The 24,040-nt window shown below is 70.0% G+C and carries 22 protein-coding genes; 5 read left to right on the forward strand and 17 right to left on the reverse strand.

The annotated features are described in order from the left end of the window. Positions 1-53 precede the first annotated feature (53 nt). Positions 54-1,493: a GMP reductase gene (gene guaB1, locus H4281_RS06515; RefSeq protein WP_182889936.1), complete on the reverse strand. Its 1,440-nt coding sequence runs from the start codon at positions 1,491-1,493 to the stop codon at positions 54-56. A gap of 67 nt (positions 1,494-1,560) precedes the next feature. On the opposite strand from guaB1, the gene H4281_RS06520 reads away from it, so the two are divergent. Next, positions 1,561-2,031 (forward strand): DUF309 domain-containing protein, encoded by a 471-nt coding sequence (locus H4281_RS06520; RefSeq protein ID WP_182889937.1) that lies wholly within the window; start codon positions 1,561-1,563, stop codon positions 2,029-2,031. Positions 2,032-2,107: 76 nt separating this feature from the next. Here the strand turns inward: H4281_RS06520 and H4281_RS06525 are convergent, their stop codons facing one another. Then, positions 2,108-2,731, reverse strand: coding sequence for an MBL fold metallo-hydrolase (locus H4281_RS06525; protein ID WP_182889938.1), 624 nt, complete (start codon positions 2,729-2,731; stop codon positions 2,108-2,110). A 94-nt stretch (positions 2,732-2,825) separates the two neighbouring features. Between H4281_RS06525 and H4281_RS06530 the strand changes: the two genes are divergently transcribed. After that, on the forward strand, positions 2,826-4,046 hold the full coding sequence (locus H4281_RS06530) for an NADH:flavin oxidoreductase/NADH oxidase family protein (RefSeq protein WP_182889939.1): 1,221 nt from the start codon (positions 2,826-2,828) through the stop codon (positions 4,044-4,046). Here H4281_RS06530 and H4281_RS06535 read toward each other — a convergent pair. From H4281_RS06535 to pdxR, 5 genes are all read right to left on the reverse strand, one after another. Next, on the reverse strand, positions 4,006-4,653 hold the full coding sequence (locus tag H4281_RS06535) for a Pr6Pr family membrane protein (protein ID WP_182889940.1): 648 nt from the start codon (positions 4,651-4,653) through the stop codon (positions 4,006-4,008). The genes H4281_RS06530 and H4281_RS06535 overlap by 41 nt on opposite strands. Positions 4,654-4,764: 111 nt before the next feature. Next, positions 4,765-6,069: a S53 family peptidase gene (locus H4281_RS06540; protein WP_246411449.1), complete on the reverse strand. Its 1,305-nt coding sequence runs from the start codon at positions 6,067-6,069 to the stop codon at positions 4,765-4,767. Between the two features lie 157 nt (positions 6,070-6,226). Next, complete coding sequence (locus H4281_RS06545; protein ID WP_312872071.1) at positions 6,227-7,843, reverse strand: ATP-dependent DNA ligase; 1,617 nt, start codon at positions 7,841-7,843, stop codon at positions 6,227-6,229. Positions 7,844-7,912: 69 nt separating this feature from the next. Continuing rightward, positions 7,913-9,592, reverse strand: coding sequence for a PstS family phosphate ABC transporter substrate-binding protein (locus H4281_RS06550; protein WP_182889941.1), 1,680 nt, complete (start codon positions 9,590-9,592; stop codon positions 7,913-7,915). Positions 9,593-9,682: 90 nt separating this feature from the next. Continuing rightward, a complete protein-coding gene (pdxR, locus tag H4281_RS06555; protein ID WP_182889942.1) occupies positions 9,683-11,044 on the reverse strand; it encodes a MocR-like pyridoxine biosynthesis transcription factor PdxR in 1,362 nt (453 codons plus the stop codon). An 88-nt stretch (positions 11,045-11,132) separates the two neighbouring features. Here pdxR and H4281_RS06560 point away from each other — a divergent pair, with 88 nt between their 5' ends. Next, positions 11,133-12,032, forward strand: coding sequence for a DMT family transporter (locus tag H4281_RS06560; protein ID WP_312872072.1), 900 nt, complete (start codon positions 11,133-11,135; stop codon positions 12,030-12,032). Between the two features lie 3 nt (positions 12,033-12,035). Here H4281_RS06560 and H4281_RS06565 read toward each other — a convergent pair whose 3' ends face one another. Beyond that, the gene (locus H4281_RS06565) at positions 12,036-13,433 is read right to left on the reverse strand and encodes a class II fumarate hydratase (RefSeq protein ID WP_182889943.1); all 1,398 of its coding nucleotides are present in this window, start codon (positions 13,431-13,433) and stop codon (positions 12,036-12,038) included. 112 nt (positions 13,434-13,545) lie between these two features. Here H4281_RS06565 and H4281_RS06570 point away from each other — a divergent pair, with 112 nt between their 5' ends. Continuing rightward, positions 13,546-14,517 carry an NAD(P)/FAD-dependent oxidoreductase gene (locus H4281_RS06570; RefSeq protein WP_182889944.1) on the forward strand — a complete coding sequence of 324 codons (972 nt, stop codon included), beginning with the start codon at positions 13,546-13,548 and terminating at the stop codon, positions 14,515-14,517. Between the two features lies 1 nt (position 14,518). On the opposite strand, the gene H4281_RS06575 is transcribed toward H4281_RS06570, so the two are convergent. The 7 genes from H4281_RS06575 to H4281_RS06605 all read right to left on the reverse strand — a co-directional run bounded on the left by H4281_RS06575 (position 14,519) and on the right by H4281_RS06605 (position 19,403). Next, positions 14,519-15,271, reverse strand: coding sequence for a S1 family peptidase (locus tag H4281_RS06575; protein WP_182889945.1), 753 nt, complete (start codon positions 15,269-15,271; stop codon positions 14,519-14,521). Positions 15,272-15,290: 19 nt separating this feature from the next. Continuing rightward, entirely contained in the window at positions 15,291-16,349 is a 1,059-nt protein-coding gene (glpX, locus tag H4281_RS06580; RefSeq protein WP_043828132.1) for a class II fructose-bisphosphatase, read from the reverse strand. Positions 16,350-16,438: 89 nt separating this feature from the next. Next, on the reverse strand, positions 16,439-16,660 hold the full coding sequence (locus H4281_RS06585) for an exodeoxyribonuclease VII small subunit (RefSeq protein ID WP_182889946.1): 222 nt from the start codon (positions 16,658-16,660) through the stop codon (positions 16,439-16,441). Between the two features lie 70 nt (positions 16,661-16,730). Further along, complete coding sequence (locus tag H4281_RS06590) at positions 16,731-16,964, reverse strand: hypothetical protein (protein WP_182889947.1); 234 nt, start codon at positions 16,962-16,964, stop codon at positions 16,731-16,733. A 155-nt stretch (positions 16,965-17,119) separates the two neighbouring features. After that, a complete protein-coding gene (locus tag H4281_RS06595) occupies positions 17,120-17,509 on the reverse strand; it encodes a hypothetical protein (RefSeq protein ID WP_182890252.1) in 390 nt (129 codons plus the stop codon). Next, the gene (xseA, locus tag H4281_RS06600) at positions 17,509-18,774 is read right to left on the reverse strand and encodes an exodeoxyribonuclease VII large subunit (protein ID WP_182889948.1); all 1,266 of its coding nucleotides are present in this window, start codon (positions 18,772-18,774) and stop codon (positions 17,509-17,511) included. The genes H4281_RS06595 and xseA overlap by 1 nt, the downstream gene beginning before the upstream one ends. Next, on the reverse strand, positions 18,771-19,403 hold the full coding sequence (locus H4281_RS06605; RefSeq protein ID WP_182889949.1) for a lipid droplet-associated protein: 633 nt from the start codon (positions 19,401-19,403) through the stop codon (positions 18,771-18,773). The genes xseA and H4281_RS06605 overlap by 4 nt, the downstream gene beginning before the upstream one ends. A 150-nt stretch (positions 19,404-19,553) precedes the next feature. Between H4281_RS06605 and H4281_RS06610 the strand changes: the two genes are divergently transcribed. Further along, positions 19,554-20,564: a 4-hydroxy-3-methylbut-2-enyl diphosphate reductase gene (locus tag H4281_RS06610; RefSeq protein WP_182889950.1), complete on the forward strand. Its 1,011-nt coding sequence runs from the start codon at positions 19,554-19,556 to the stop codon at positions 20,562-20,564. Positions 20,565-20,864: 300 nt separating this feature from the next. Here the strand turns inward: H4281_RS06610 and H4281_RS06615 are convergent, their stop codons facing one another. Beyond that, the gene (locus tag H4281_RS06615; RefSeq protein WP_182889951.1) at positions 20,865-21,770 is read right to left on the reverse strand and encodes a DUF6542 domain-containing protein; all 906 of its coding nucleotides are present in this window, start codon (positions 21,768-21,770) and stop codon (positions 20,865-20,867) included. A gap of 1,228 nt (positions 21,771-22,998) precedes the next feature. After that, a complete protein-coding gene (gene rmuC, locus H4281_RS06620; RefSeq protein WP_037816668.1) occupies positions 22,999-23,913 on the reverse strand; it encodes a DNA recombination protein RmuC in 915 nt (304 codons plus the stop codon). Positions 23,914-24,040 lie beyond the last annotated feature (127 nt).

Here is a 24,040-nt window from a genome sequence, read left to right on the forward strand (position 1 = left end):
TCTGGTCGTGAGTGGCAATCACGGTTCTAACCGTGATTGCCACTCACGAGGTCTCACCAGCCAGCCGGCAGCGGACGTCCCTCGGCGAACCCGGCCGCTGACTGCACGCCCAGCACCGCACGCTCGTGGAACTCCTCGATCGTGCGCGCGCCCGCGTACGTGCAGGACGAGCGGACGCCCGAACAGATCGAGTCGATCAGGTCTTCGACGCCGGGCCGGGCCGGGTCCAGCGCCATCCGCGACGTGGAGATGCCCTCCTCGAACAGCGCCTTGCGGGCGCGGTCGAAGACGTTGTCCGTGCGCGTGCGAGCTCCGACGGCGCGCTTCGACGCCATCCCGAACGACTCCTTGTACGGCCGGCCCTGCTCGTCGTAGCGCAGGTCGCCGGGGGATTCGTGGGTGCCGGCGAACCACGAGCCGACCATCGCCGCCGACGCGCCCGCGGCCAGGGCAAGCGCGACGTCGCGCGGGTGCCGCACACCGCCGTCGGCCCAGACGTGTTTGCCCAGTTCGCGGGCGGCAGCGGCGCACTCGGCGACCGCGGAGAACTGCGGGCGGCCGACGCCGGTCATCATCCGCGTCGTGCACATCGCGCCGGGGCCGACACCGACCTTGATGACGTCCGCGCCCGCGTGGATGAGGTCGCGGGTGCCTTCGGCGGTCACGACGTTGCCCGCCACGACCGGCACCTTCGGCGACACCGAACGAACCGCCTTGAGCGCGGCGATCATCTTTTCCTGGTGCCCGTGCGCGGTGTCGACGACCAGCGTGTCGACGCCCGCGGCCAGCACCGCTTCGGCCTTCGCCGCGACGTCGCCGTTCACACCGACCGCGGCGGCGACGCGCAGCTTGCCCTGTGCGTCGGCGGCTGGGGTGTAGATCTCCGAACGCAACGCGCCCACCGCGGTCAGGACGCCGGCGAGGCGCCCCTCGGCGTCGAGGCCGAGCGCGAGCCGTCCGCCGTGGCTGTGCAGGAGTTCGAAGACCTCGCGCGGCGGGGTGTCGAGCGGCACGGTGACGACGGCGGGTTCGGCGACGTCAGCCAGTCGCGCGAAGCGGTCGACACCAGCGCAGGCGGCCTCGTCCACGACGCCGACCGGCTTGCCGTCGCCGTCGACGATGACGACCGCGCCATGTGCTCGCTTGTGCACGAGGTTGAGGGCGTCGGCCACCGCGTCGCCGCCGGTGAGGACCAGCGGCGTGTCCCAGACGGCGTGGCGGGACTTCACCCAGGAGACGATTTCGGCCACCGCGGCCGTGTCGACGTCCTGCGGAAGCACGACGAGCCCGCCGCGGCGAGCGACGGTCTCGGCCATCCGCCGCCCGGCGACGGCCGTCATGTTGGCCACCACCAAGGGGATCGTGGCACCAGTGCCGTCCACAGTGGACAAGTCGACGCCGAAGCGGGATTCCACGTCCGAACGGTTCGGCAGCAGGAACACGTCGTCGTAGGTCAGGTCGTGAGCGGGCACGTGCCCATCCAGAAAGCGCACGAGTCACCAGGCTACGTGGCTTGCGCGCGAGACGCTAACCCGGCGTGGCGCGTGGGACAATGGCCAGGTGGACAGCCGTGATCGCGACGACCAGGGACGAGCCCGCAACGCCCGTCCTCGTGATGGTCTGGGCCGCCCGCTGCCGTACGGCTCCGACGGCGTGCCGCGTCAGCCCGAAGGCGTGCAGCGGACCCCGGAGGAGACCCTCTCCGAGGCGCAGGACCTGCTGGACGCCGGCCGCCCGTTCCACGCCCACGAGGTCTTCGAGGACGCCTGGAAGGCGACGGACGGGCCGGAGCGTGAGCTGTGGCGCGGCCTGGCCCAGCTGGCAGTGGGGCTGACGCACGCGTTGCGCGGGAACGGGAACGGGGCGGTCGCGCTGCTGGAGCGGGGCGCGGAGAACATCGCGCCGTTCCGGGAGGAGCCGCCGCACGGGGTGGACGTGGCCGGATTGCAGCAGTGGGCGCAAGCGCTTGCGGCGGAGGCCCGGGAGCGGGTGCGGGTGGTTCCGGAGGTTCCTCGGCTGGCCGCCGGGTAGGCGCGGGGCGATGGTGGCCGTTGTGAGTGTTTATGCCGGTTAGAACCGGCATAAACACTCACGAGGGCCGCAACGGTCAGGCAGCGGGCCAGTCCGCCGATCCGGCCTTTTCCTTGCCGATGGTCGTCGCTTCGCCGTGGCCGGTGCGGACGATCGTCGCGTCGGGGAGGGGGAAGAGGCGGTCGCGGATGGACTTCACGATGGTCGGGTAGTCGGAGTACGAGCGGCCGGTCGCGCCGGGGCCGCCGTGGAACAGGGTGTCGCCGGTGAAGAGGACTTCCAGGTCGGGGCTGTGCAGGCAGATCGCGCCGGGGGCGTGGCCGGGCGTGTGCAGCACGGTGAGGTCGGTGCCCGCGACGGTGATGACCTGTCCGTCGGCCAGGTCGCCGTCGGGGGCGCGGTCCGGGTGGGTCAGGTCCCAGACGACGCGGTCGGCCGGGTGCAGCAGGATCGGGGCGCCGGTGCGGTCGGCCAGCGCGGGGGCGGCGTTGACGTGGTCGTTGTGCGCGTGGGTGCAGACAATCGCGCGGACCGTGCGGTCTCCGACCACGTCCGCGATGGCGTCCGCGTCGTGCGCGGCGTCGATCACGATCACCTCGGAGCCGTCGCCGACTATCCAGACGTTGTTGTCCACGTCCCAGCTGCCGCCGTCGAGCTCGAACACGCCCGACGTGACCAGGTTCTGCACTATGGCCGTCATGCCGCAGACCCTAGTGGCCCGCGAGGCATACCGCCGGTACCTACTTTCGAGTATCCTTACTCGCGGTAAGTTAGCTGCGACGACGGGACTGCTCATGACCGACCCTCGGGACCTGCTCGCCGAACCGCTCAAACTGCAATGCGGGGCCGTGCTGCCGCATCGGCTCGCGAAGTCGGCGCTCAGCGAGCAACTCGGCGACCGTCGCAACGCGCCGTCCGCCGAACTCGCGCAGCTGTACCGGACCTGGGCGCGCGGGGGCGCGGGCCTGCTGGTGACCGGCAACGTGATGGTGGATCCCACCGCGCTCGGCGAACCGCGCAACGTCGCGGTGCCTGCCGAGCCCGACCCGGCGGCGTACCGGTCGTGGGCGCAGGCCGTGAACGGCACGGACGCGCAGTTGTGGGTGCAGCTCAACCATCCCGGACGGCAGAGTCCTCGGTATTTGTCGCGCCAGCCGGTCGCGCCGTCTGCGGTGCCGTTCGGCGATCGAGGAGTGCGGACGGCGTTCGCGGCGCCGCGGGCGTTGACCGGGGACGAGATCGAAGCGGTGGTGGCGAGGTTCGCGTTGTCGGCGCGGACGTTCGTCGATGCCGGGTTCGCCGGGATCCAGATTCACGGCGCGCACGGGTACCTGATTTCGCAGTTCCTGTCGCCGTTGGTGAACCGTCGCGACGACGAGTGGGGGCGCGACCGCAGCCGGTTCCTGCTTGAGGTGGTGCGGGCGGTTCGGGGCGCGGTGGGCGATCGCGTGCCGGTTTCGGTAAAGCTCAACAGCGCGGACTTTCAGCGCGGCGGCTTCGACGAGGACGAGTCGTTGCAGGTCGTCCGTGCGCTGGGCGAGGCAGGGATCGACCTGCTGGAGATTTCCGGCGGCACGTACGAACGGGCCGTGATGATGGGGTCCGGCCGGGCGAGCACGCAGCGGCGGGAAGCGTATTTCCTGGACTACGCTGCGAAAGCCCGCCAGATCAGCGACGTCGCGTTGATGGTCACCGGCGGGTTCACCACGGCGGCGGGGATGGCGGAGGCGCTGGAGTCCGGTGCCCTGGACGTGATCGGGATCGGTCGTCCGTTCACTGTGGACCCCGCGTTGCCGGGACGGCTGCTCGCGGGCGAGGACGTGCGAGCCGAACGCCGGTGCCCGCACACGGGAATCCGGCTCGCCGACAGCCTGCTCGAGATCCAGTGGCACACCCAGCAGATGCACCGCGTCGCCGCGGGCAAACCGGTGGACCTGAAGCGCGGCGCGTGGCGGGCGCTGGCCCAGGCCGGGCTCAGCGATCCGCTGAACGCGTTTCGCCGGGTGCGCGCGTGAGCCGCCGGTCGGCGATTCGGGCACCGCTGGCGAGCGCGATGAAGAAAACGCCGATGAGCAGGCAGTTCAGCGCGACCTGTCCGTAGCCGAGGTTGTCGGCGTTGACGAACGGATACGGGTAGTAGCCGTCGATCGCCCCGCGGACGAGCGTGAAAACCAGCCACGCCAAGGGGTAGCAGAGTGACCACCACACGGTGCGCCACTCCAGCACCCGCGGCGCGAAGAGCAGCCAGCCGAGCACGCACAGCACCGGGGTGACGCGGTGCAGCAGGATGTCCGCGGCGAGGCTCAGCCCGTGCAACTCGTACAGCCCGGCGAGCGCGACCTGGTAGACGACGCCGGTCACCACGATCCCGACCAGCGCGTCGAGCCACAGCACGCGCATCAGCGGCGAGGTGCCGCGTCCGCGAGCGAAAGCCGCGCTGGTGACGAGAACGAGGGCGTTCGAGATGATCGTGAAATAGGTGAACAGGTTCGCCACTCGTCCGCCGAAGCTGACGTACCGTCCCTGCGGCGGCACCAGCGCGACGATCTGGATCACGAGCGCGGCCAGCACGACGACCGCGGTCACCCCGAACCACAGCCGGGCCAACGCTTTCGAGGACATGCCGCTGACAGTACGGCTCCGGGGCGGCCCGCCCGGCCCGACACGACCATGACCGGTCGAGCCGGGCCGGGTGAACTTGCCCGTCCGCGGCGCGGGTTGGCGACTACCGCATCACCGCACCGCCTTCACCAGGGCGGGCACGAAGACCGACGCGTCGATCGTGCCCCAGCCGCTCGCGATGTCGTAGCCCGAACCGGCCTTGAAGCCTTCGACGTCCCACTGGCTGTTGTCGCCCTTGGTGACGTCGACGATCCCGGCCGCGGTGCCCTGCGGGCCCAGCTTCGAGTAGAGCGCCGGGTTGATCTGGCCCAGCCGCCCGTGCTTGGCCTGCACCGCCAGCGCCAGCACCCCGGCGAACAACGGCGCCGACTGCGACGTGCCCTGGACGCCTTCCATGCTGATGTCCGGGTACGCCCGCATCGTGCTGCCGGTGATCTTCTTGACGTGGTTCTGCCAGGACGGCCGCGCGTACGCCTTCGACACGCCCGCACCTTCGCTGAACCCGTTGTCCGCCGCGTTGACGAGGTCGTCCGGCTGGGTGCGGACGCCGTTCGCGTCCAGGTGCAGCTGGGTGCCGCCGAGCGCGGTGACGTTCGGGTCGCTGGCGGGCCAGCTCGCCACGCGGTACGGATACCGGCCGGGGCCTTGCAGGTACGCCCCGGTCGGGCCGTCGTCACCCGACGACGCCACCAGCGTGACGCCCGCCTTGCTCGCCCGCTCCAGCGCCGGGTCGAGGGTCTTGATCGACTCGAACGACGGGAAGTTCTCCTCGGTGGTGCCGAAGCTCATCGAGACCACGTCCGCGATCCGGTGCTCGGTCAGGTAGTCGACGGCGTGCATCATTTCCGGCAGACCGGCGAAGCCCTGGGTCTCGGCGACCGGGGTCGCGGCGACGACGATCTTCGCGCCCGGAGCCATCGCGTGCATCATCGTGACGTCGAGATCGGTCTCCCCGCCCCACGACTGGCAGGCGGCGGTGTCCACGCCAGGATCGGTGCACGCGGGCACCGCGCCGGACGGCTGCAGCACCTCGACGTTCGCCGGCGGCAGACCGTGCTGCCGGGAGTACTCGTCCAGCACCTGCTTGACCTTGTCGTCGCCGAAGGACACCAGCGTGGCCACAGTGGACCCAGCGCCGGTGATGCCCTGGTTCCACAGCTTCGTGGCGTTGTACGCGCCACTTTCCTTCGGCAGCTTGGCCATCGCCGCGTTGAGCCGCGCCACCCGATCCTGCACCGTGGTCGCGCCGACGAACGACTGTGCGGCAGCCGAGAAGTGGTGTCGCGACGGCTGCCGCGGCGGCGTTGGCGCGGCACTGGCCGGTGCCGCCACCACGGTGGCGGCGAGCGCCACGCCCGCCAGCAGGGTCATCGGCCGCCCGAATCGCCGGACGGCTGATTTCACCCGGAACGTCATGCTTTTCTCCTATCGACGCAGGCCAGTGCCCCCACTCTCGGGTACGCGGCCACGGGTGCGACATCGACTTTCGTCGGGCGTTTTCCCGAGTACAGCGGGGAAAGCTGCCCGATGTCCGTAATGTGCCCACTCATCCTGGGGCGATGCCCGGCGAGCGTCATCCGGACTCCTCCTCGGAACCGGGCTGATCTTCCGGACCGGTCCACGCCGGGGGAGCGGGTTGCGCGGCGGAACCATCGGCCGCGGTGCGCTCCGCCGGACGGCTGCCGCGCAGCAGCCCCCGGACGGTGTCGATGGTGTCGGCCTCGCCGGGATCCTTGTCCGGCCGGTACCGCACCACTCGCGCGAACCGCAGCGCCAGCCCGCCCGGATACCGCGTGCTGACCTGCGCCCCGTCCAGCTCGATCTCGACCACCGTCTCCGGTCGCACGTGGACGGTCCACCGGTCGCGATGCGTCTCGATCTCCTGGAACCGCTCGGTCTGCCAGGCCAGCAACTCGTCGGTGAGGCCCTTGAACGTCTTGCCCACCATGATCGGCGGCCCGCCGTCCGGATCGCGCGCGCCGAGGTGCAGGTTCGATAATTTCCCGGTGCGCCGCCCGTGTCCCCATTCCGCCGCCAGCACCACCAGATCGATGGTGTGCACCGGTTTCACCTTGAGCCACGCGCGCCCGCGCCGCCCGGCCGCGTAGATCGAGTCGAGGTCCTTCACCATCACGCCCTCGTGCCCGGCGTCCATCGCCGCGTCGAGCACCGCCGCGGGCGATTCCGGCCGGATCGAACCGGGGATCACGTGCTCGCCCGCCACCCGGCGCAGCGCCTCGTTGCGTTCGGACAACGGCGCGTCGAGCAGATCGACCCCGTCCAGGTGCAGGCAGTCGAAGAAGTACGGCCGCAGCAGCAACGCCCGCACCTGTTCGTCCCGCGTGCTGCCGAACCGGCTCATCGTCTCCTGGAACGGCCGCGGCCGCCCTTCGTCGGTGAGCGCGAGCGTTTCGCCGTCCAGCACCACCGATTCGCACGGCAGCGCCCGCACCAGTTCGACCAATTCGCCTACGCTGCCGGTGATTTCCCGCAGCGTGCGCGTGTACACGTGCACTTCCGCATCGTGGCGGTGCACTTGGATCCGCGCACCGTCCATTTTGTACTCGACGATCGCGTTCCCGTGCTCTGTCACCGCTTCCTCCAGCGATTCCGCCGGCGACGCGAGCATCGGCCGCACCGGACGGCCCAGCTCCAGTCCGAATTCCGCGAGCGCCGCCGCGCCCCCGGTCAACGCCGCCTGTCCGGTGACCGGCAATCGCCCGGACAGCATGAACGCGCGCCGCACCTGGTCGACTTCCACCTCGGCCGCCGCCGCGACCGCGTCGACCATCACGCCTTCCAGCGCACCCTGCCGCAGCTCCCCGGTGACGAGCCGGAACACGAACTCCTGCTCGGCACGGGTCAGCCGGGAGAACAACGCGGCGAGCGCCTCCGCTCGTCGCTTCACCGAACCCGCACCCGCCGCGGCCGCGACCTCCGTGAGCGCGACGTCGACCTCCGCCACCGAGACGGCAGGGGCAGCCGCGGGTTCGACGGCGAGGTCGGCGAGCGTGCGCCAGCCGGCTCCGAGCCGGTCCTGCGCGGTCTGCCCGGTGAGATACGCGATCACCGCGGGCAGTTCGCCGGGTTCGGCCGCACGCAGCACGGTGGCCAGCACGGCGATTTTCGTTTTCCGTGACCGCGTGGCCGCCAGTTCGGCGGAGGCGGTGACGAGGTCGGTGAACAACACCCGGCCATCATCGCCCCCGCCACCGACAAAAACCCCCGCCCCAGCCTCGACCGGGTGAAAAAGAGCTGGTCAGGCATCCGGACGAGTGCAGTACTGGTCCAGCAGCCCCTGTTTTGTCACACACGGCGTGTACCCTGCGTCCTGCAGTTCCGCCCGCGCCGTGCTGCTGCGCAGGTAGTCGATGAACTGCTTCAGCAGCGAATCGTTCTCCGGCACGCCCTTGGTGTAGAGGTACTCCACCGTCCAGAAGCGATAGCCGGCGTCGATGCTGGTCACATCGGGATAGCGGTCGTCGAGCTTCGCCATCGCGACCCGGCCTTGCACCGCGGCGATCTTGGCCGCGGGCACGTCCGCGTAGCCGATCGCTCCGGGGGTGTCGCCGACGGCGCGCAGCAGTTCGTCGGTCTTGCCGCGTTCGCAGCGCACCACTGTGGCGTGCGGGTCGCGGGTCGGCGTCCGGCAGTCGTCTGAAGACAGTCCCGGCTCGGCCGCGCCCAGCACCTTCTCCTCGAAAGTCTTGCGCGTCCCCGATTCCTGCCCGCGTCCGACGACCCGAATCGGGATCGACGGACCCTCGCGCAGTTGCGCCCAGTCGGTGTACTTCCCGCTGAAGATGCCGCGGACCTGCTCGCCGCTCAACCGGTCGACGCCGACGGCTTTGTTCACTGCCAAGCTGTACACGAGCACCGCGACCGGTTGTGTGACCAGATCCGGCCCGGCGTCGGAAGCTTTACCGTCGGAAAGCACTGCCATGCTGTCCTTTTGTTCCGCGGGCAACGGCCCCAGTTCGCGCACTGCGGACACGCTTCCGTCCGCTTGGGTCGTGATCGTCGCACCGGGACACAGCTTCTGGTACTCGGCAGCGACGCTGTTCATGATCCGCGCGAACGCACTGGATCCGTGCACCGCAAGGGATCCGGTGCCGCAGCCGGGTTCGGAGCCGCGCGATACGGCGACCAGGAGCATGCTCAGCAACGCCCCGGTCAGCAGTACTCCGATCGCTCCTGTGACCACCGGCCACGACAGCCAGCGCTGTTTGCGTTCGTCCTTGATCCGCCCGCCGCTCAGCCGTCCGGTGACGTCCAGTTCCTTGGACAACGGCCCGCCGCGCCAGTCGTCCGGCTCGCGCAGCACGACGACGAGTTTGAACTTTTCCCGTCGCTTCAGCGAAAGCTGTTCAAGGCGGACGCCGTGCCATTGCGGTGCCGCGGCGGCCGGTGTGTCGGATTGCCGCAGCAGCGCGGTCAGCCGCTGCGGCAGCAACGCTCGCACGCCGGACAGTCGCGCGGTTCCGTTTTCCGGCGTAGGCTGATCATGAGTAAAGAATTCAAGTCCGTTCCGGACCACCTCGCGCAACCCGTCCTTGGCGTCGGACACGCGCGCGTCCCACACCACCCGCCTGCCGAAGGTGAACTGCAGCGGGTGTTCCCAGTCGTCGGGGCCGATGTCGAAGCTGCCGGTGTTGCGGATGCGGATCACGACCACGCTGAGCGGTTCCAGCAGCTGCACGGTGCGCACGAGCTCCGGATCCGCTTGCACCGCGCCGTTGTGCGAGTCGCTGAGCGTGACCGGGTTGAGGCCGATCTTGGAGTTGTAGAGCTCCCGGTAGATCACGCGCCTGCGGCGGACGACGTAACGGTCGATGATCGGGGCGAGGATTGTCGCGCCCGCGACGACGGCGATGGGCACCATGCCGCGGCTGGACGTGAGCACGTCGGCGAGTGTTCGCACGATTTCCCCGAAGCTCACGGTCGCCTCCCCCTTGCCGCTCCCGAGAAGGCCAACCCTAAGCGTCAGCCGAGGGACCCCTCCCCGGTGCACCAGGTGTTCACCAGCGGTTCAACCGGCCGACGCGATCCGCTCGACGGCGGCGCGGAGCCGGTCCGGCGGAAGTGCGGCGTACCCGAGCACGAGGCCCGGATATCCGGAGGAGGTATGGGAATAAGTCGACAAGGCCGGGGCGTGCACGCCCGCCGCGGCGAGTTTTTCCTGCAGCCGCACGTCGTCAGTGCCGTCCGGGAGCCGGACGACCAGGTGCAGTCCGGCGGCGATCCCGACCGGCTGCCACTGTGGAAGACGTTGGGTCAGGGCGTCGATAAGCGCGTCACGACGAGCGCGATACAGCCGTCGAGTGCGGCGCAGATGCCGGTCGTAACCGCCGGTGGCGATCAGGTGCGCGAGCGCGGCTTGCGGGAGCGGCGGACAGCCGAGGTCGTGCATTTCCTTGACCCGGGCCACGGCGTCGCGCAATCGTCGCGGCGGAATGAGCCAGCCGATCCGCAGCGCTGGTGCGAGTACTTTGCTGACGCTGCCGATGTACGCGACGTGGTCCGGTGCGAGCGCGCGCATCGCGCCCAGCGCGGGACGGTCGTAGCGATGCTCGGCGTCGTAGTCGTCTTCGAGGATCAGCCCGCCGGTTTCCGCCGCCCAGGACAGCAGCTGCCGACGGCGTTCCGGATGCAACGCGACGCCGAGCGGGAACTGGTGCGCAGCGGTCACCAGCACAACGGAACAGTCTGAAGTGGACAGTGCATCGGCGTTGATGCCCTTGTCGTCGACCGGGATTCCGACTGGGGCGAGTCCGTGGTCGCGCAGCAGGTTCGCTTGGCCGTGGTGGCTCGGGTCTTCGACGGCGATGCGCTGGTCCGGCAAGGCGTCGGCCAGCAACGACAACGCTTCCGCGGCTCCGCTGGTGATCACGATGTCGTCCGGATTCGTCGGCAACGCCCGGACGCGTCCGAGGTAGGCGGCCAGTTCCGCACGCAAGGCCGGATGGCCGGTCGGGTCCGGGTAGCCGAGACCGAGGTCGGGCGTCGCGTTCAGGGCTTCTCGTTCGGCGGCAAGCCATTCGGCCCGGGGGAACGCCGACAACGCGGGCAGTCCGGGACGCAGATCGAACTCCCAGGTCGGCTTTTTCGCCGCACTGACCCGGGGATTCGGCGCAGCACCGTCGATCGGCGCGACGCGAGTGCCCGACCCGTGCTTGCTCAGCAGGTAGCCCTCTGCGGTGAGTTGCTCGTACAAGGCGGTGACGGTGCCGCGAGCGACGCCGAGCTGACGCGCGAGATCGCGGCTCGATGGCAGTCGGGTGCCGACCGCCAGCCGTCCGGTGCGGATCGCGTCGCGCAACGCGGCTTCGACGGAGCGGCCCCGGCGTCCTCCGGTGGCGGCGGGCAGGAGCAACTCGCGGATGGTTTCCACGGGCACGACAGTACGGCGAAGTGGTCCAATTAGACCAGGGTGGAGTGGTCCTTCTGAATAGACCACTCGCCGCTGAAGACTGAGCGGCGTGAAACGGTCGATGGTGCTTTCAGGGGTGGCCGGCGCGGTGCTGGTCGGCGGATCGGTGCCGGTCACCGGCATGCTGGACGGATATCCGGTGATCACCGGGCAGGCGTTGCGGTACGCGCTCGGCGGCCTTCTGCTGCTGGGCTGGGCGAAGGTCACGCGCAGTCCGCTGCCGCGGCCGAAACTGGGCGATCTGCCGACCCTGCTCGGCCTCGCCGCGACCGGGATGATCGGATTCCAGGCCTGTCTGCTGCTGGCGCAGCGCTACGCGGAACCCAGTGCGGTAGCGGCGTTTCTGGGGGCCAGTCCGCTCGTGCTCGCGTTGCTCGCCCCGCTGCTCGACGGTCGCCGTCCGTCCGCTGCTCCGGTTCTCGGATCGGTGCTCGCCGGGCTCGGCATCGTGGTGCTGTCCGGCGGCGGATCCGCTTCCGCGCCAGGACTGCTGCTGGCTGCGCTGGCGATGTTGTGCGAGGCGTCGTTCACCCTGCTCGCGGTGGGATTGCTGCGCCGGCTCGGGCCGTTGGCGACCTCGACGTGGGGCTGTTTCACGGCTGCGGCAAGCGGTTCCGTGGTCGGGACGGTGGTCGATCCGGCGGGAGCCTGGCGGTGGCCGGACGCGCGCGAACTCGTCGCGTTGCTGTTGCTGGCGGTCGTGGTGACCGCAGTGGCTTTCGTGCTCTGGTACAGCTGTGTCGTCGACTTGGGCGCGGACCGGGCGGGCGTGTTGATCGGGCTGATGCCGGTATCCGGACTGGCGGTCGCGGTGTTGATTGGTGCGCAGCAGTTCGAGCTGAAGGATCTGGCCGGCGTCACCCTGGTCGCCGCGGGAGTCGCATGTGGACTGTGGAAACGCGAAGCGGCTCGCCCGGAATTGTCCGAACGAGCCACTGCGACCGGCTGAACGCTACTTGCCGCCGCGCGCCATCCGCAGCACGTCGAGTGCCTCGTCCAGCTGCGCTTCGGTGAGCTTGCCGTCGCGGACGTACCCGCGCTCCAGCACGACCTCGCGAATCGTCTTGAGCTCCTTGAGCGCCTGCTTCGCCACCGCGGCCGCTTTCTCGTAGCCGATGTACTTGTTGAGCGGCGTGACGATCGACGGCGACCCCTCGGCGTACTGCCGCGCGCGCTCGACGTTCGCGGTGACCCCGGCGAACACCTTGTCCGCCAGCAACCGCGAGACAGCAGCGAGCAGCCGCGCCGACTCGAGGACGTTGCGCGCGATGACCGGCAGGTTCACGTTGAGCTGGAAGTTGCCCGCCGCGCCGGCGAACGCGACCGCCGCGTCGTTGCCGACGACCTGCGCGACGACCTGCAGCGTCGCCTCCGGGATGACCGGGTTGACCTTGCCCGGCATGATCGACGAACCCGGCTGCAGGTCCGGCAAAGCCAGCTCGGCCAAGCCGGTGCGCGGGCCGGAACCCAGCCACCGTAGGTCGTTCGCGATCTTGTTCAGCGACACCGCGACCGTACGCAAGTGCCCGGACGTCTCGACCACGCTGTCCTGCGTCGCCTGCGCCTCGAAGTGGTTGCGTGCCTCGGTGAGCGGCAACCCGGTGATCTGCGCCAATTCGGCCGAGACGGCCGCGCCGAAGCCGTCGGGCGCGTTCAACCCGGAGCCGACCGCGGTGCCGCCGATCGGCAGTTCGCCCAGCCTCGGCAGGCCAGATTGCAGCCGCTCGATGCCGAACCGGATCTGGGCGGCCCACGCGCCCGCCTCCTGGCCGAGCGTGATCGGCACGGCGTCCATCAGGTGCGTGCGGCCGGACTTGACGACGTCCTGCCACTCCTCGGCGCGCGCCTCGATCGCGCCGGCGAGGTGCTCCAGCGCCGGGATGACGTCGGTGAGGACGGCCTCGGTGGCGGCGACGTGGATCGTGGTCGGGAAGGTGTCGTTCGACGACTGCGACGCGTTGACGTGGTCGTTCGGGTGCACATCGCGGCCGAGCGCGCGAGTGGCCAGCGTCGCGATGACCTCGTTCGCGTTCATGTTGGACGACGTGCCCGAGCCGGTCTGGAAGACGTCGATCGGGAAGTGCGCGTCGTGCTTGCCCTCGGCGACCTCGTCCGCGGCCTTCGCGATCGCGTCGGCGACGTCGGCGTCCAGGACGCCGAGGCGCGCGTTCACGCGGGCGGCGGCGGCCTTCAACAGGCCCAGCGCGCGGATCTGGGCGCGCTCGAGACCGCGGCCGGAGATGGGGAAGTTCTCGACGGCACGCTGGGTCTGCGCGCGGTAGAGCGCGTCGACCGGGACGCGGACCTCACCCATCGTGTCGTGTTCGATCCGGTATTCCTGTTCAGCCATACCCCCGATTCTGGCCCCGTTTCGCGCAACCGGCCGGGTGTTGTCGCCCACCCCGGTACGCTCGGTTGTGTTCTCGATCACCGCCACCCACCACTGGCATGGAGCGAGCCTCATGGATTACGACCTCGTCGTCATCGGAGCCGGTCCCACCGGCCTCTTCGCCGCCTACTACGCGGGATTCCGCGGCCTGTCGATGGCCGTAGTCGATTCGCTGCCCGAACCGGGCGGCCAGGTCACCGCGATGTATCCGGAGAAGATGATCTACGACGTCGGCGGGTTCCCCGCGGTCCGCGGCCGGGATCTCGTGCAGGGACTGGTGGACCAGGCCGCGCCGTGGAAGCCGGACTACCTGCTCGGCCGCAAGGCGGAGAAGCTGGAGAGCGTCGACGGCGGTCTCGAACTGACCCTCGACGGCGGCGACGTCCTGCGCGCGGGCGCGGTCCTGATCACGGCGGGAATCGGCGAGTTCACGCCCCGTCCGCTGCCTGCCGGAGACGGCTGGCTAGGCCGCGGGATGGTCCATTTCGTCCCGACACTCGCTGCCCACGCCGGACAGCACGTCGTCGTGGTCGGCGGCGGGGATTCGGCGTTCGACTGGTGCCTGGCGCTGCATCCGGTCGCGGCGAGCGTGACGCTCGTGCACCGCCGCGCGAAGTTCCGGGCCGCGGAATCGATCGTGCGGCAGGTGCGGGAGCTGGGCGTGCGGCTGGTCACGGACGCTGAGGTGGCCCGGTTTGTCGAAGCCCCGGACGGTTCGCTGGCTGCGGTCGACGTGACGGTGAAGGGCGGCGCGGACGAGCAGCTGCGCGCGGACGCTGTGGTCGCGGCGTTGGGGTTCACCGCGGATTTGGGGCCGATCGAAAGCTGGGGACTGGAAATCGATCACCGCGCGATTGCGGTGGACTCGACGATGGCGACGGCCCGGCCCCGCGTTTACGCGGCGGGCGACGTGGCGGCGTATCCGGGGAAGGTGAAGCTGATCGCGACGGGATTCGGGGAGGCGGCTACGGCGGTGAACAATATCGCGGTGGCGTTGAATCCCGAGGCGCATTTGTTCCCCGGGCATTCGAGCAACGTCGAGTGAATCAGCCGGTTTTCTCCGCGAGCCAAGGCTGATACGCCACCGCCGAGGTCGCGATCGACGGAGCCGATCCGCACGTCGACGAGCGGTTGCCCGGGCGGCTGACCATGCCGGCCAGCAGCCACCGGTCGCCGTCGCGGATCAGTTCCGGACCGCCGGAATCGCCGTAGCACGAACCGGATCCGCCGGGGCTTTCCGTGCACAGCTCGGAGGTTCCGTCGAACGTCGCCGGGCATTTCGCGCCCGGCACCAGGTGTGTGTCGAGCTGGCGCAGCGTCTTCGAGACCGGGCCGCAGTTCGGCGTCGCGCACGTCTGGCCCCAGCCGATCACCCGGACCGCCGTGCCCGGCGACGCCGAACCGCCGATCGCGATCGGCGCGGCCTTCACCGGCGCGGTCAGCCGGATCAGGCCGACGTCGCCGGTTTGCGTTTCGGCGTTGAAATGCGGGTGCAGCACGAATTCCGCCGCTTTCGGAGTTTCCCCGCCCTCGTCCGCGTCGTTGCTGCCGACGCGCAACCCGATCGTCGCCGGGTCCTTCGCGGACAGGCAGTGCGCCGCGGTGACCACCCAAGTCGGCGTGATCAGCGAGCCGCCGCAGAACAGCGCGCCGCCCGAGGTGTGCAGGGACACCGCGAACGGGTACGGCTGGTCCGCATCGGTCCCGCCGACGATCGAAGAGCCCGCCGAAGCGGTGCCCGCGCTGAGCACGACTCCGGTGAGGACAGTCAGCACCAGCGCGAACAGCCGTTTCGACACCGGGGAACTCCTTGGCAGATCAGGGCAGCGGAGGCACCGCGCGCTCGTCCTCGTCGAGGTCGAGGTTGCCGTCGAAGTTGACGGACGAGTACGCCCGCAGCTTCTCGAGCCGGTGGTAGCCGTCGATCATTCTGACCGTCCCCGACTTGGACCGCATGACGATCGACTGCGTCGTCGCGCCGCCCGCCCGATAGTGGACGCCGCGCAGCAGGTCGCCGTCGGTGACGCCGGTCGCGCAGAAGAACACGTTGTCGCCGGTGACCAGGTCGTCGTTGAGCAGGATCCGGTCAAGGTCGTGGCCCGCGGCGAGCGCCTTCTCGCGCTCCGCGTCGTCCTTCGGCCACAGCCTGCCCTGCAGTTCGCCGCCGAGGCACTTCATCGCGCACGCGGCGATGATGCCCTCGGGCGTGCCGCCGATGCCGAGCAGCATGTCGACGCCGGTGGTCGGCCGGGCCGCGGCGATCGCGCCGGCGACGTCGCCGTCCGAAATGAACCGGATCCGGGCTCCCGCCTCGCGGACCTCTTTGACCAGCTGTTCATGCCGCGGCCGGTCGAGGATGCAGACCGTCACGTCGCTGACGCTGGAGTTCTTCGCCTTCGCCACCCGCCGGATGTTCTCCGCGACCGGGGCGGAGATGTCCACCTTGCCCGCCGCGTCCGGGCCGACGGCCAGCTTCTCCATGTAGAACACCGCGGACGGGTCGAACATCGCGCCGCGCTCGGCGACCGCGAGCACGGCCAGCGCGTTCGGCATGCCCTTCGCCATGAGCGTGGTGCCGTCGACCGGGTCGACCGCGACGTCGCAGTCCGGGCCGTCGCCGTTGCCGACCTCTTCGCCGTTGAACAGCATCGGCGCTTCGTCCTTCTCGCCCTCGCCGATGACGACGACGCCGCGCATCGAGACGGTGGAGACGAGCTGGCGCATCGCGTCGACGGCCGCCCCGTCGCCGCCGATCTTGTCGCCTCGGCCGACCCAGCGGCCGGCGGCCATCGCGGCTGCCTCGGTCACCCGCACCAGTTCCATGGCGAGGTTGCGATCAGGCGCTTCGCGTCGGCTGCGGTCACTGGCGGTGGTCATGGTGGCCTCCCGGAACACGGTTCGTCAGCGGGTGCCCAGTCTGTCAGATCCCGGAACCACCTGACCGATTCAGCCACGCATGGTGCACGTCACTCTGCGTCGTCGGTCTCCACCGAGGCCAGCGCGGCCTCGATCCGCTCGCGGGCGCCTTCCAGATGCCGTTCGCACACCTTGGCGAGCTGCTCGCCCTTCTCCCAGAGCTCAAGCGACTGCTCCAGGGAAAGCCCGCCGGCTTCCAGTTCCTTCACGACCTCGACGAGCTGATCGCGGGCTTGCTCGTAACCGAGTCCGGCGGTGTCTGCTTCGCTCACGTTCTCCGACCTTGTGGTGCACGGGGCTGTCGGCGCAGACTACCGCGTTCGGCCGACATTCCGGGGAGGGTCAGTTTCCGAGACTCAGCTGCCAGCCGTTGCGCTTGGCGTCATCCGCGTCCTTCCACATCGTGGCGCGGTGGTCGTTGCCGAAATGCACGCCGTAACGCTCGGCGCTGGGGACATCGGTGAATTCGAAGGTGAAGGTCCGCACCCAGACGCCGTCGACGATGTCGGACGCACCTCCGCTGCGATGCAAAGCTGTGGTGGCTACGACTCGGCCAGTCTCGTCTACGAGGGTCACCTGCGCGCCTTCGCCGGAACTGGTTGCGGATCTGTGCCCGGGTCGGCTGTCATCGTCCTGTCCCGCTCTCTTCGTCGTGAATGAGCGAATAGACGTGTTGATCAGTCAGGCTGTTACATCGGGTGACCTGCCGCTGGATCCCGATCGAGCAGCCGCTAACGAGGTGAACGCGCTCGCCGCGGGCAAGCGACCACCGCGCTGGCCATCGCATGGTCGTATCCGACGAAAGCCAGTGCGAACTCCTGCCCGTCACCGTCCGCGATGGCGTCCTCGAGGTTTTCCTGCGCGCTCGCCACGCGTCGCCGATGCCCGGTCCCTTCGGCGAACCACCACCGGACGCCGACGTGCTCGGACGTCGCCTCGGACAGTCGCCTGAGCTGCGGTGCCAGCCCGCGCCTGGCCGCGGTACCGCAGCCGGCGAGCAGGGCTGTCCAGCATTCGTCGGCGGCCCGGTCGGTGACCAGGGCCTGCCGCAGCAGGAGACCGGCGTTGAGCCGAGCGGCGGCGTCCACCGTGAGCGGGAGGAACGCCGGGGCCCGGTGCATCACGGCCGGTCTCCTTCCGGTGCGGGCGTCGTCGGCTCGACGGACTCGGCCACCGCGTGGACCGCCCCGTCGGCGACCCGTACGCGCAACTGCGCTCCGTCCTCGATCTGGGAGACGGAGCGGAGCACGTGGAGGTTGCCTGCGGAATCCGTGAACTGGACGACGGCGTATCCGCGCTCCATCGTGGCCGCCGGGCCGAGCGCGGCCAGCTTGCCCCGCGCGTTCGCGACTTCGGCCTGATCCTTGGCGAGCAGGCTGAGCATCGCGCGACGGCCGCGTTCGCGGTGCATCTCGACGTCGCTGAGGCGGCGTTCGATCGGGCCCAGCGGATCGGCGAGCGACGGACGGCTGCGCAGCTGGGTCAGCAGCCGCGTCTCCCGGTCGACCCAGCCGTGCAGCGCGCGACGGCCGCGGTCGCGCATCTGCCGCACCCGCGCGGTCTCCTCGCGGACGTCCGGCACGATGCGCTTGCTCGCGTCGGTCGGAGTGGAGCAGCGCAGGTCGGCGACGTGGTCGAGCAGCGGAGTGTCCGGCTCGTGCCCGATCGCGCTGACGATCGGCGTGCCCGCGGCCGCGACCGCCCGGCACAGCGCTTCGTCGGAGAACGGCAGCAGGTCCTCGACGCTGCCGCCGCCGCGGGCGATGACGATCACGTCGACGTCCGGGTCTTTGTCCAAAATGGACAGTGCGCGAAGGATTTGCGGGACCGCCTGCGAACCCTGCACGGCGGTGTTCAGCACCTTGAACAACACGTGCGGCCAGCGTGCTTGCGCGTTCGCCAGCACGTCCCGCTCAGCCGCCGACGCGCGTCCGGTGATCAGTCCGATTCCCTTGGGCAGAAAGGGAATCGGCCGCTTCCGTTCGCGGGCGAACATGCCTTCGGCGGCCAGCAGCTTGCGCAGCCGTTCGATCCGCGCGAGCAGTTCGCCGATGCCGACCGCGCGGATCTGGTCCGCGCGCAGGCTCAGCGTGCCACGGCCGAAGAAGAACGACGGCTTGGCATGGATGACTACGCGGTCGCCTTCGCGCAGCGGCGTCGGCAGTTCACGCACCAGCCACATCGGACAGGTCACGGACATCGAGACGTCCGCGGACGGGTCGCGCAGGGTCAGGAACGCGGTCTGCGTGCCGGGCCGCGCGTTCATCTGCGTGACCTGGCCTTCGACCCAGACGTCGCCGAGCCGGTGGACCCAGTCGCCGATCTTGCGCGCGACGGTGCGGACCGGCCACGGGTTCTCCGCGCTGGTGGCGGGGTCGTTGCTCACTGGCCTTCCGCGGGGTCGCCCGGCTGTTCCTCCGCCTTGCGCGCGTTGCCGATCCGCCGCGCGAGCATGCCGACGAACGACGCGCGGTCGGCGTTGGCCTTCTCGTACTCCAGCAGTTCTTCCAGCTGCGGCACGGTCAGCCGGCGCAGCCGGGCGCGCAGCTGCGGCAGGGTCAGCTCGTCGTAATTGCCGAGCCCGGCCGGGCCGGAGCTGTCGTTCTCGCCCTCGGGGTGCTCCTCGGCGAGCGCACGGGTCTCCTCGACCCACGGATCGTCGATGGTTTCCGCGGCGAGGTCCGGTGGTTGCGTCCGGTGGCCGTTGGTACGCGGCTCGGGCAGGTCGTCGACCGGTACGAGCGTGGGCCGGGACGGGGCGAACTCGGGTTCGGCGTCCTCGTCGAACGTGGCCCAGCTGGGCGTGTCTTCGACCGGGCGCAGCATCGACAGCGCGTCGTCGCCCTTGATGGCCAGCTCGGTGACCTGCTGCTGGACGCGCATGGACAGCTGCAGCACCTGGCTGACAACGGTGACCGGCAGGCCGGTGAGCTGCTTCGGGAGCTCACGAACCCGCTCGGCGGTGGTGACGGCGAGGCCCGCGGCGACCCGGAGGGGGAGCGGGAGTGGCTTCATGGGTCCAGCGTGCCGTATCAGGGCTGTTCTGCCCAACCGAACGGGTGGCCAGGGGCACCGGACGTGACGCCCGGCACAGCCTGAATGGCCGCCGCCATCATCCGAACGAGGACTTCAACCCCGGATCGGCACTGCCCGTACCCTGGAGGCATGACTTCTGCGAGTCCCGGAACCGAACCCGCCGGTACCCCGACGATTTCCCGGTCCGGCGCCGCCAAACGCGTGCTGCTCGCGAAGCCGCGCGGGTATTGCGCAGGCGTTGACCGCGCGGTCGTCGCCGTCGAGAAGGCGCTCGAGCTGTACGGGCCGCCGGTGTACGTGCGCAAGGAAATCGTGCACAACCGGCACGTCGTCGAGACCCTGCGCGAACGCGGCGTGATTTTCGTCGACGAGACGTCCGAGGTGCCCGAGGGCGCGCTCGTGGTGTTCTCCGCGCACGGCGTCTCGCCCGCGGTGCACGCCGAGGCCGCCGAGCGGAACCTGCGCACCATCGACGCGACCTGCCCGCTCGTCACCAAGGTCCACAAAGAGGTCAACCGCTTCGCCAAGGACGACTACGACATCCTCCTCATCGGTCACGAAGGCCACGAGGAGGTCGAGGGCACGGCTGGCGAGGCACCGGACAAGGTGCAACTGGTCGACAAGCCCGAGGATGTCGACAAGGTCGACGTGCGCGATCCGTCGAAGGTGATCTGGCTGTCGCAGACCACCCTGTCGGTGGACGAGACGATGGAGCGCGTCGACCAGCTGCGCGATCGCTTCCCGACCTTGGCCGACCCGCCCAGCGACGACATTTGTTACGCCACCACCAACCGTCAGGTCGCGGTCAAGGCGATGGCCCCGGAATGCGATCTGGTGCTGGTCGTCGGCTCGAAGAACTCGTCGAACTCGAAGCGGCTGGTGGAGGTCGCGCTGAAGGCCGGCGCGTCGGCTTCGCATCTGATCGACTTCGCTTCGGAGGTCGACGAGGCGTGGCTGGAAGGCGTGTCGACGGTCGGGGTCACGTCGGGGGCCTCGGTGCCGGACGTGTTGGTGATGGACCTGCTGAAGTGGCTCGCCGAGCGCGGGTACGGACAGGTGGACGAGGTGACCACGGCGAACGAGAAGATCGCGTTCGCGTTGCCCAAGGAGCTTCGGAAGGCTGCTAAGTCGGAGTCCTGAGGCTTGGTTGCCGCTTGCCTTGCCGCGGACTTTCGTTAGGTGCCTTGCGGTATTGGGCGGGGTGTCTGGAGCGCGCCGCCTGTATCGCGGAGTCGTGAGAACTGATCCGCACTCGACGGGCTTGACTGCTGTGCCGTATTTCGTGCTGAGCCACGGCTCCGGACAATCCCTTTAGCCGCAACGAAAAGGCCGCCGACCCCCAGCGCGGGGATCGGCGGCCTTTCTCGTTTGCCTTGCGTTGCCTGGACTTGGGGGGGCTCGGTCAGTCCTCGCCTTGTCGTCCAGTTACGACGCGCTCGGTCAGCCCTCGTCTTCCCAAGGACGCTGACGGCGCGGCGGTTCCCGGCGAGGCGGCCGCGGACGCCCAGGCGGCGGCTCGTCCCCACGTGGCCGACGACGCGGCGGCGGTGCGTCACCCCGCGGATCGCGACGGCGAGGGTCGCCCTCCGGCGGCCGCGGACGACGCCCCTCCGGCGGCGGCTTGCGGCCGCCTCGCGGAGCGTTCGGGTCCATCGGCTCGCGCCGCGGACGGGCACCCGGCTCACCAGGCGGCCGCGGCCGTCGCGGCGGCGGAGCGTCGAGATCCCGATCCCGCGGCGGACGGCGCCGGTTGCCCGGAGGCGGCGTCTGACCAGACTGGCCAGCACGACCGGCGGGCGGCCGCGAGCGCGGACGGTTGGCGGCCTTGTCGTCGTCCTCGTCCCGAGTGCGCGGAAGCTTGCCGTCCTTGATCTTGACCGGCGCGTCCGGGTCGCGTTCGCGGTAGATGCGGAAGAAGCCGAACAGCAGCGTGACACCGGTGGTGACCGCCATTGTCGGGAAGCCCTTGATCAGCGGCGTCCCGATGTTGAGCAGCTTCGACAGAGTGTCGCTGGCTTCCGGACCCCCGCCGGTCAGCAGCACCACACCCGGCACGGTGACGGCGAGCACCAGCGGCGGCTGCACCATCGGACCGAACAGCCCGCGTCTTTGCACCGCGCCGACCGCGATCACGGCCCCGAGGAAGTAGCCCGCCTTGAAAACAAAACCGAGGCTGCCGGTGGACTTCTCGTCGATGATGGCGCCGAGCACTGCCAAGCCGAAGCCCACGAGCACAGCCGCCCACCAGGGCAGGCCGCGCCTCGTGCCGACGACGAGACGCTCGTCCCACGGCACGGGGGCGTCATCGGCATCGGGATCGCTCTGGCGATCGCGTATCGCGGTCACGAGGCACACCGTAGCCCGTACTTGTCACGATCTTGTTGGCACTGCCGAGGACAGCATGAAGCAGCCACTCGACCGCATGACATTTCGTACGGTCGAGCGGTACCCGCGGTACGGCCTGCCCGCACCGCTCCGCCGGACGGGGAACCAGTGGACCAGACCTCTGACCAGCGGTGATACCGACGGTATGGTCCAGCTGCCCGTTTCCCGGCCCTGCGCTGACCCCAGGCTATGCCACCAGCCGCCGCCCGCGACGGCGGCGCCACCGGTCCTGTTCCGGAACATTCGCCGTTCTGGAACTTGACCGGGAATTGACGTTCCCGTGAGCCGCCTGAGCGTCCGGATCCTGCCCGCGCGACGTCGGAACCATGCCCTTTCGCTCGCTCCGGAGGCAGTGTCCAACCTGGACTTCGCCGTTCGTTCCGGGCAATCCGGACTTCGGTGCCTGTCCCGTCCGACCTGCGCCGCCGCACCCGGCCGAGAGCCGCGGCCGGACGCTCTCGGCATCGGCAGGCCACGACCGCGCGGACCGCAGCATCGCCTTGACCGCCCGACACATGTTCACGGATCACCGCTCACCGGGACGGCGCTCAGTTGGCCGCGGGCACTCGCCACATCACCGCTCACGGCAACGTCCGAGCGAGACCGCGCTCTCCACGCTAGACCGCAGGGCGTCCGAACCAGAGCGCGCCAGGACGCCCGGCGGGTCCCGCAGCCAAGCTCACGCCCGCCAGACTGCGCCGAACCCGCTCGCATCGTCGAAGCTCGCCCATCGGATCGCGCGCTCCGCGTCGAGAGCACCACCCTCGCCCGCCGGATGGCGCTCCGCGTCGAGAGCACCACCCTTGCCCGCCGGATCGCACCACCGAGGCCCACGGCCGACCGCCCGCGCCGTCTTGGCTTGCTCCGCCAGACCGCGCCGCAGGGCTCGTTGCGCCGGACCGGGCCCGCCTAGGATCGCGCTGCCGGACCGGGGCCCCAGTCTCCTGCCGCCAACCTGTGCCACCACGCCTGCGCCCACTAAGGGCGCGGACGTCGCGTCACCAGACTGGCTAGCCGAAACCTCGCCCCACCCAACAGCGCTGTCAGGCCTCAAGCATCAGCCCACTTCCGGTGATCGCAAGGGCCGTAGTCCTGGCGGCAACAAGCCACGCTCCAGACCCGTCCCGCAAGAGGGTGCCGTCGATCATCCGATCGCGACTGTCGAGCCCGCGGCCATCGCGCCGCGACCTCAACCAGCTGCCACCTCGTCTCCCTTCCGAAGCTGCGGCACCGGCGCCGGACTGCCTGACGCGTCGGTGAGCGGCGCGACCGTCGCACGGAACGACTCCAGTGCCTCAAGTTCCCGGCGGCGGGCCGAGACGAAGCGCTGCAGGTGCGTGGAGGACAGGTTCAGCGCCTCCACTGCATTGCCCGCGGCTCGGTGCGCGGCGGCGGCGCCCGCGCGCACTTGCTCGACGTCTTCGACGAGAGCCCGGTCGCTGGCAGCGAACAGCGCTGCCGACGCGAGCACCCCGAATCCCGTGGGGCCGCACAGGAAGACGCGGCGGTCGATCAGCCAGCGCAGCAGTTCGGGGTCGGTGTCGAGCGCGGCGACCACGGCCGCGTCGGACGGGACGAACATGATGGTTCCGTAGATCGCGTCCGCCCAGCGCTGGTAGCCCTTGCCCGCCAGCTCCGCCGCGCGGGAGCGCAGCTGCCGGACGTGGACGCGCAGCGCGTCGAGCCGTTCTTCCGGATCGTCGGTCTCGACCGCCTCCGCCCAGATGGCCATGCTCGCCTTCGCGTCGACCGGCACCGCCCGGCCGCCGCCGACATTCAGCACCAGGTCGGGCTTCGCGCTTCCGCCGCCGCCCAAATCGGTCTGCAGGGTGAAGTGCAGTCCCTCCCGCAGTCCGAGTGCGCGCGCGGTTTCCACAAGCACCTGTTCGCCGAGTTCGCCGCGGCCGTGGATCGACGCGAACGCCACCTCGTACCGGCGCAGCGCGAGCTGCTGCTGGTCGCCTTTCGCGCGCTCCGCCGCCACGAGCCGCGCGGCCGCGTCGGCGCGGCGCATTCCGTCGTTGTACAGCCGCCACAGCGCGACAACCGCGACGCACAGGAGCAGCGCGAGCACGACGGCCGCGGTGGTGATCACCGTCTCCACCCGGTCCTCCTCTCCGTCGGGTCCGGCGGGTGTCCGGACGCGAGACATCATGGCGGACCCCACCGACAAAAACCGGCACCCGCGGTCGCGCTGCGTAGCTGACCTGCGACTTTCCAAATTCGAGGCT

It is taken from the genome of Amycolatopsis dendrobii (genome assembly GCF_014145675.1).
Classification (GTDB): Bacteria; Actinomycetota; Actinomycetes; order Mycobacteriales; family Pseudonocardiaceae; genus Amycolatopsis; species Amycolatopsis dendrobii.

Excerpts from the sequence above, each read along its gene's own strand:
- H4281_RS06540 (WP_246411449.1), bottom strand. The coding sequence starts at position 6,069 with ATGACGTTCCGGGTGAAATCAGCCGTCCGGCGATTCGGGCGGCCGATG.
- H4281_RS06610 (WP_182889950.1), top strand. The coding sequence starts at position 19,554 with ATGACTTCTGCGAGTCCCGGAACCGAACCCGCCGGTACCCCGACGATT.
- H4281_RS06595 (WP_182890252.1), bottom strand. The coding sequence starts at position 17,509 with ATGCACCGGGCCCCGGCGTTCCTCCCGCTCACGGTGGACGCCGCCGCT.
- glpX (WP_043828132.1), bottom strand. The coding sequence starts at position 16,349 with ATGACCACCGCCAGTGACCGCAGCCGACGCGAAGCGCCTGATCGCAAC.
- H4281_RS06565 (WP_182889943.1), bottom strand. The coding sequence starts at position 13,433 with ATGGCTGAACAGGAATACCGGATCGAACACGACACGATGGGTGAGGTC.
- H4281_RS06525 (WP_182889938.1), bottom strand. The coding sequence starts at position 2,731 with ATGACGGCCATAGTGCAGAACCTGGTCACGTCGGGCGTGTTCGAGCTC.
- H4281_RS06605 (WP_182889949.1), bottom strand. The coding sequence starts at position 19,403 with ATGAAGCCACTCCCGCTCCCCCTCCGGGTCGCCGCGGGCCTCGCCGTC.
- H4281_RS06530 (WP_182889939.1), top strand. The coding sequence starts at position 2,826 with ATGACCGACCCTCGGGACCTGCTCGCCGAACCGCTCAAACTGCAATGC.
- H4281_RS06535 (WP_182889940.1), bottom strand. The coding sequence starts at position 4,653 with ATGTCCTCGAAAGCGTTGGCCCGGCTGTGGTTCGGGGTGACCGCGGTC.
- H4281_RS06570 (WP_182889944.1), top strand. The coding sequence starts at position 13,546 with ATGGATTACGACCTCGTCGTCATCGGAGCCGGTCCCACCGGCCTCTTC.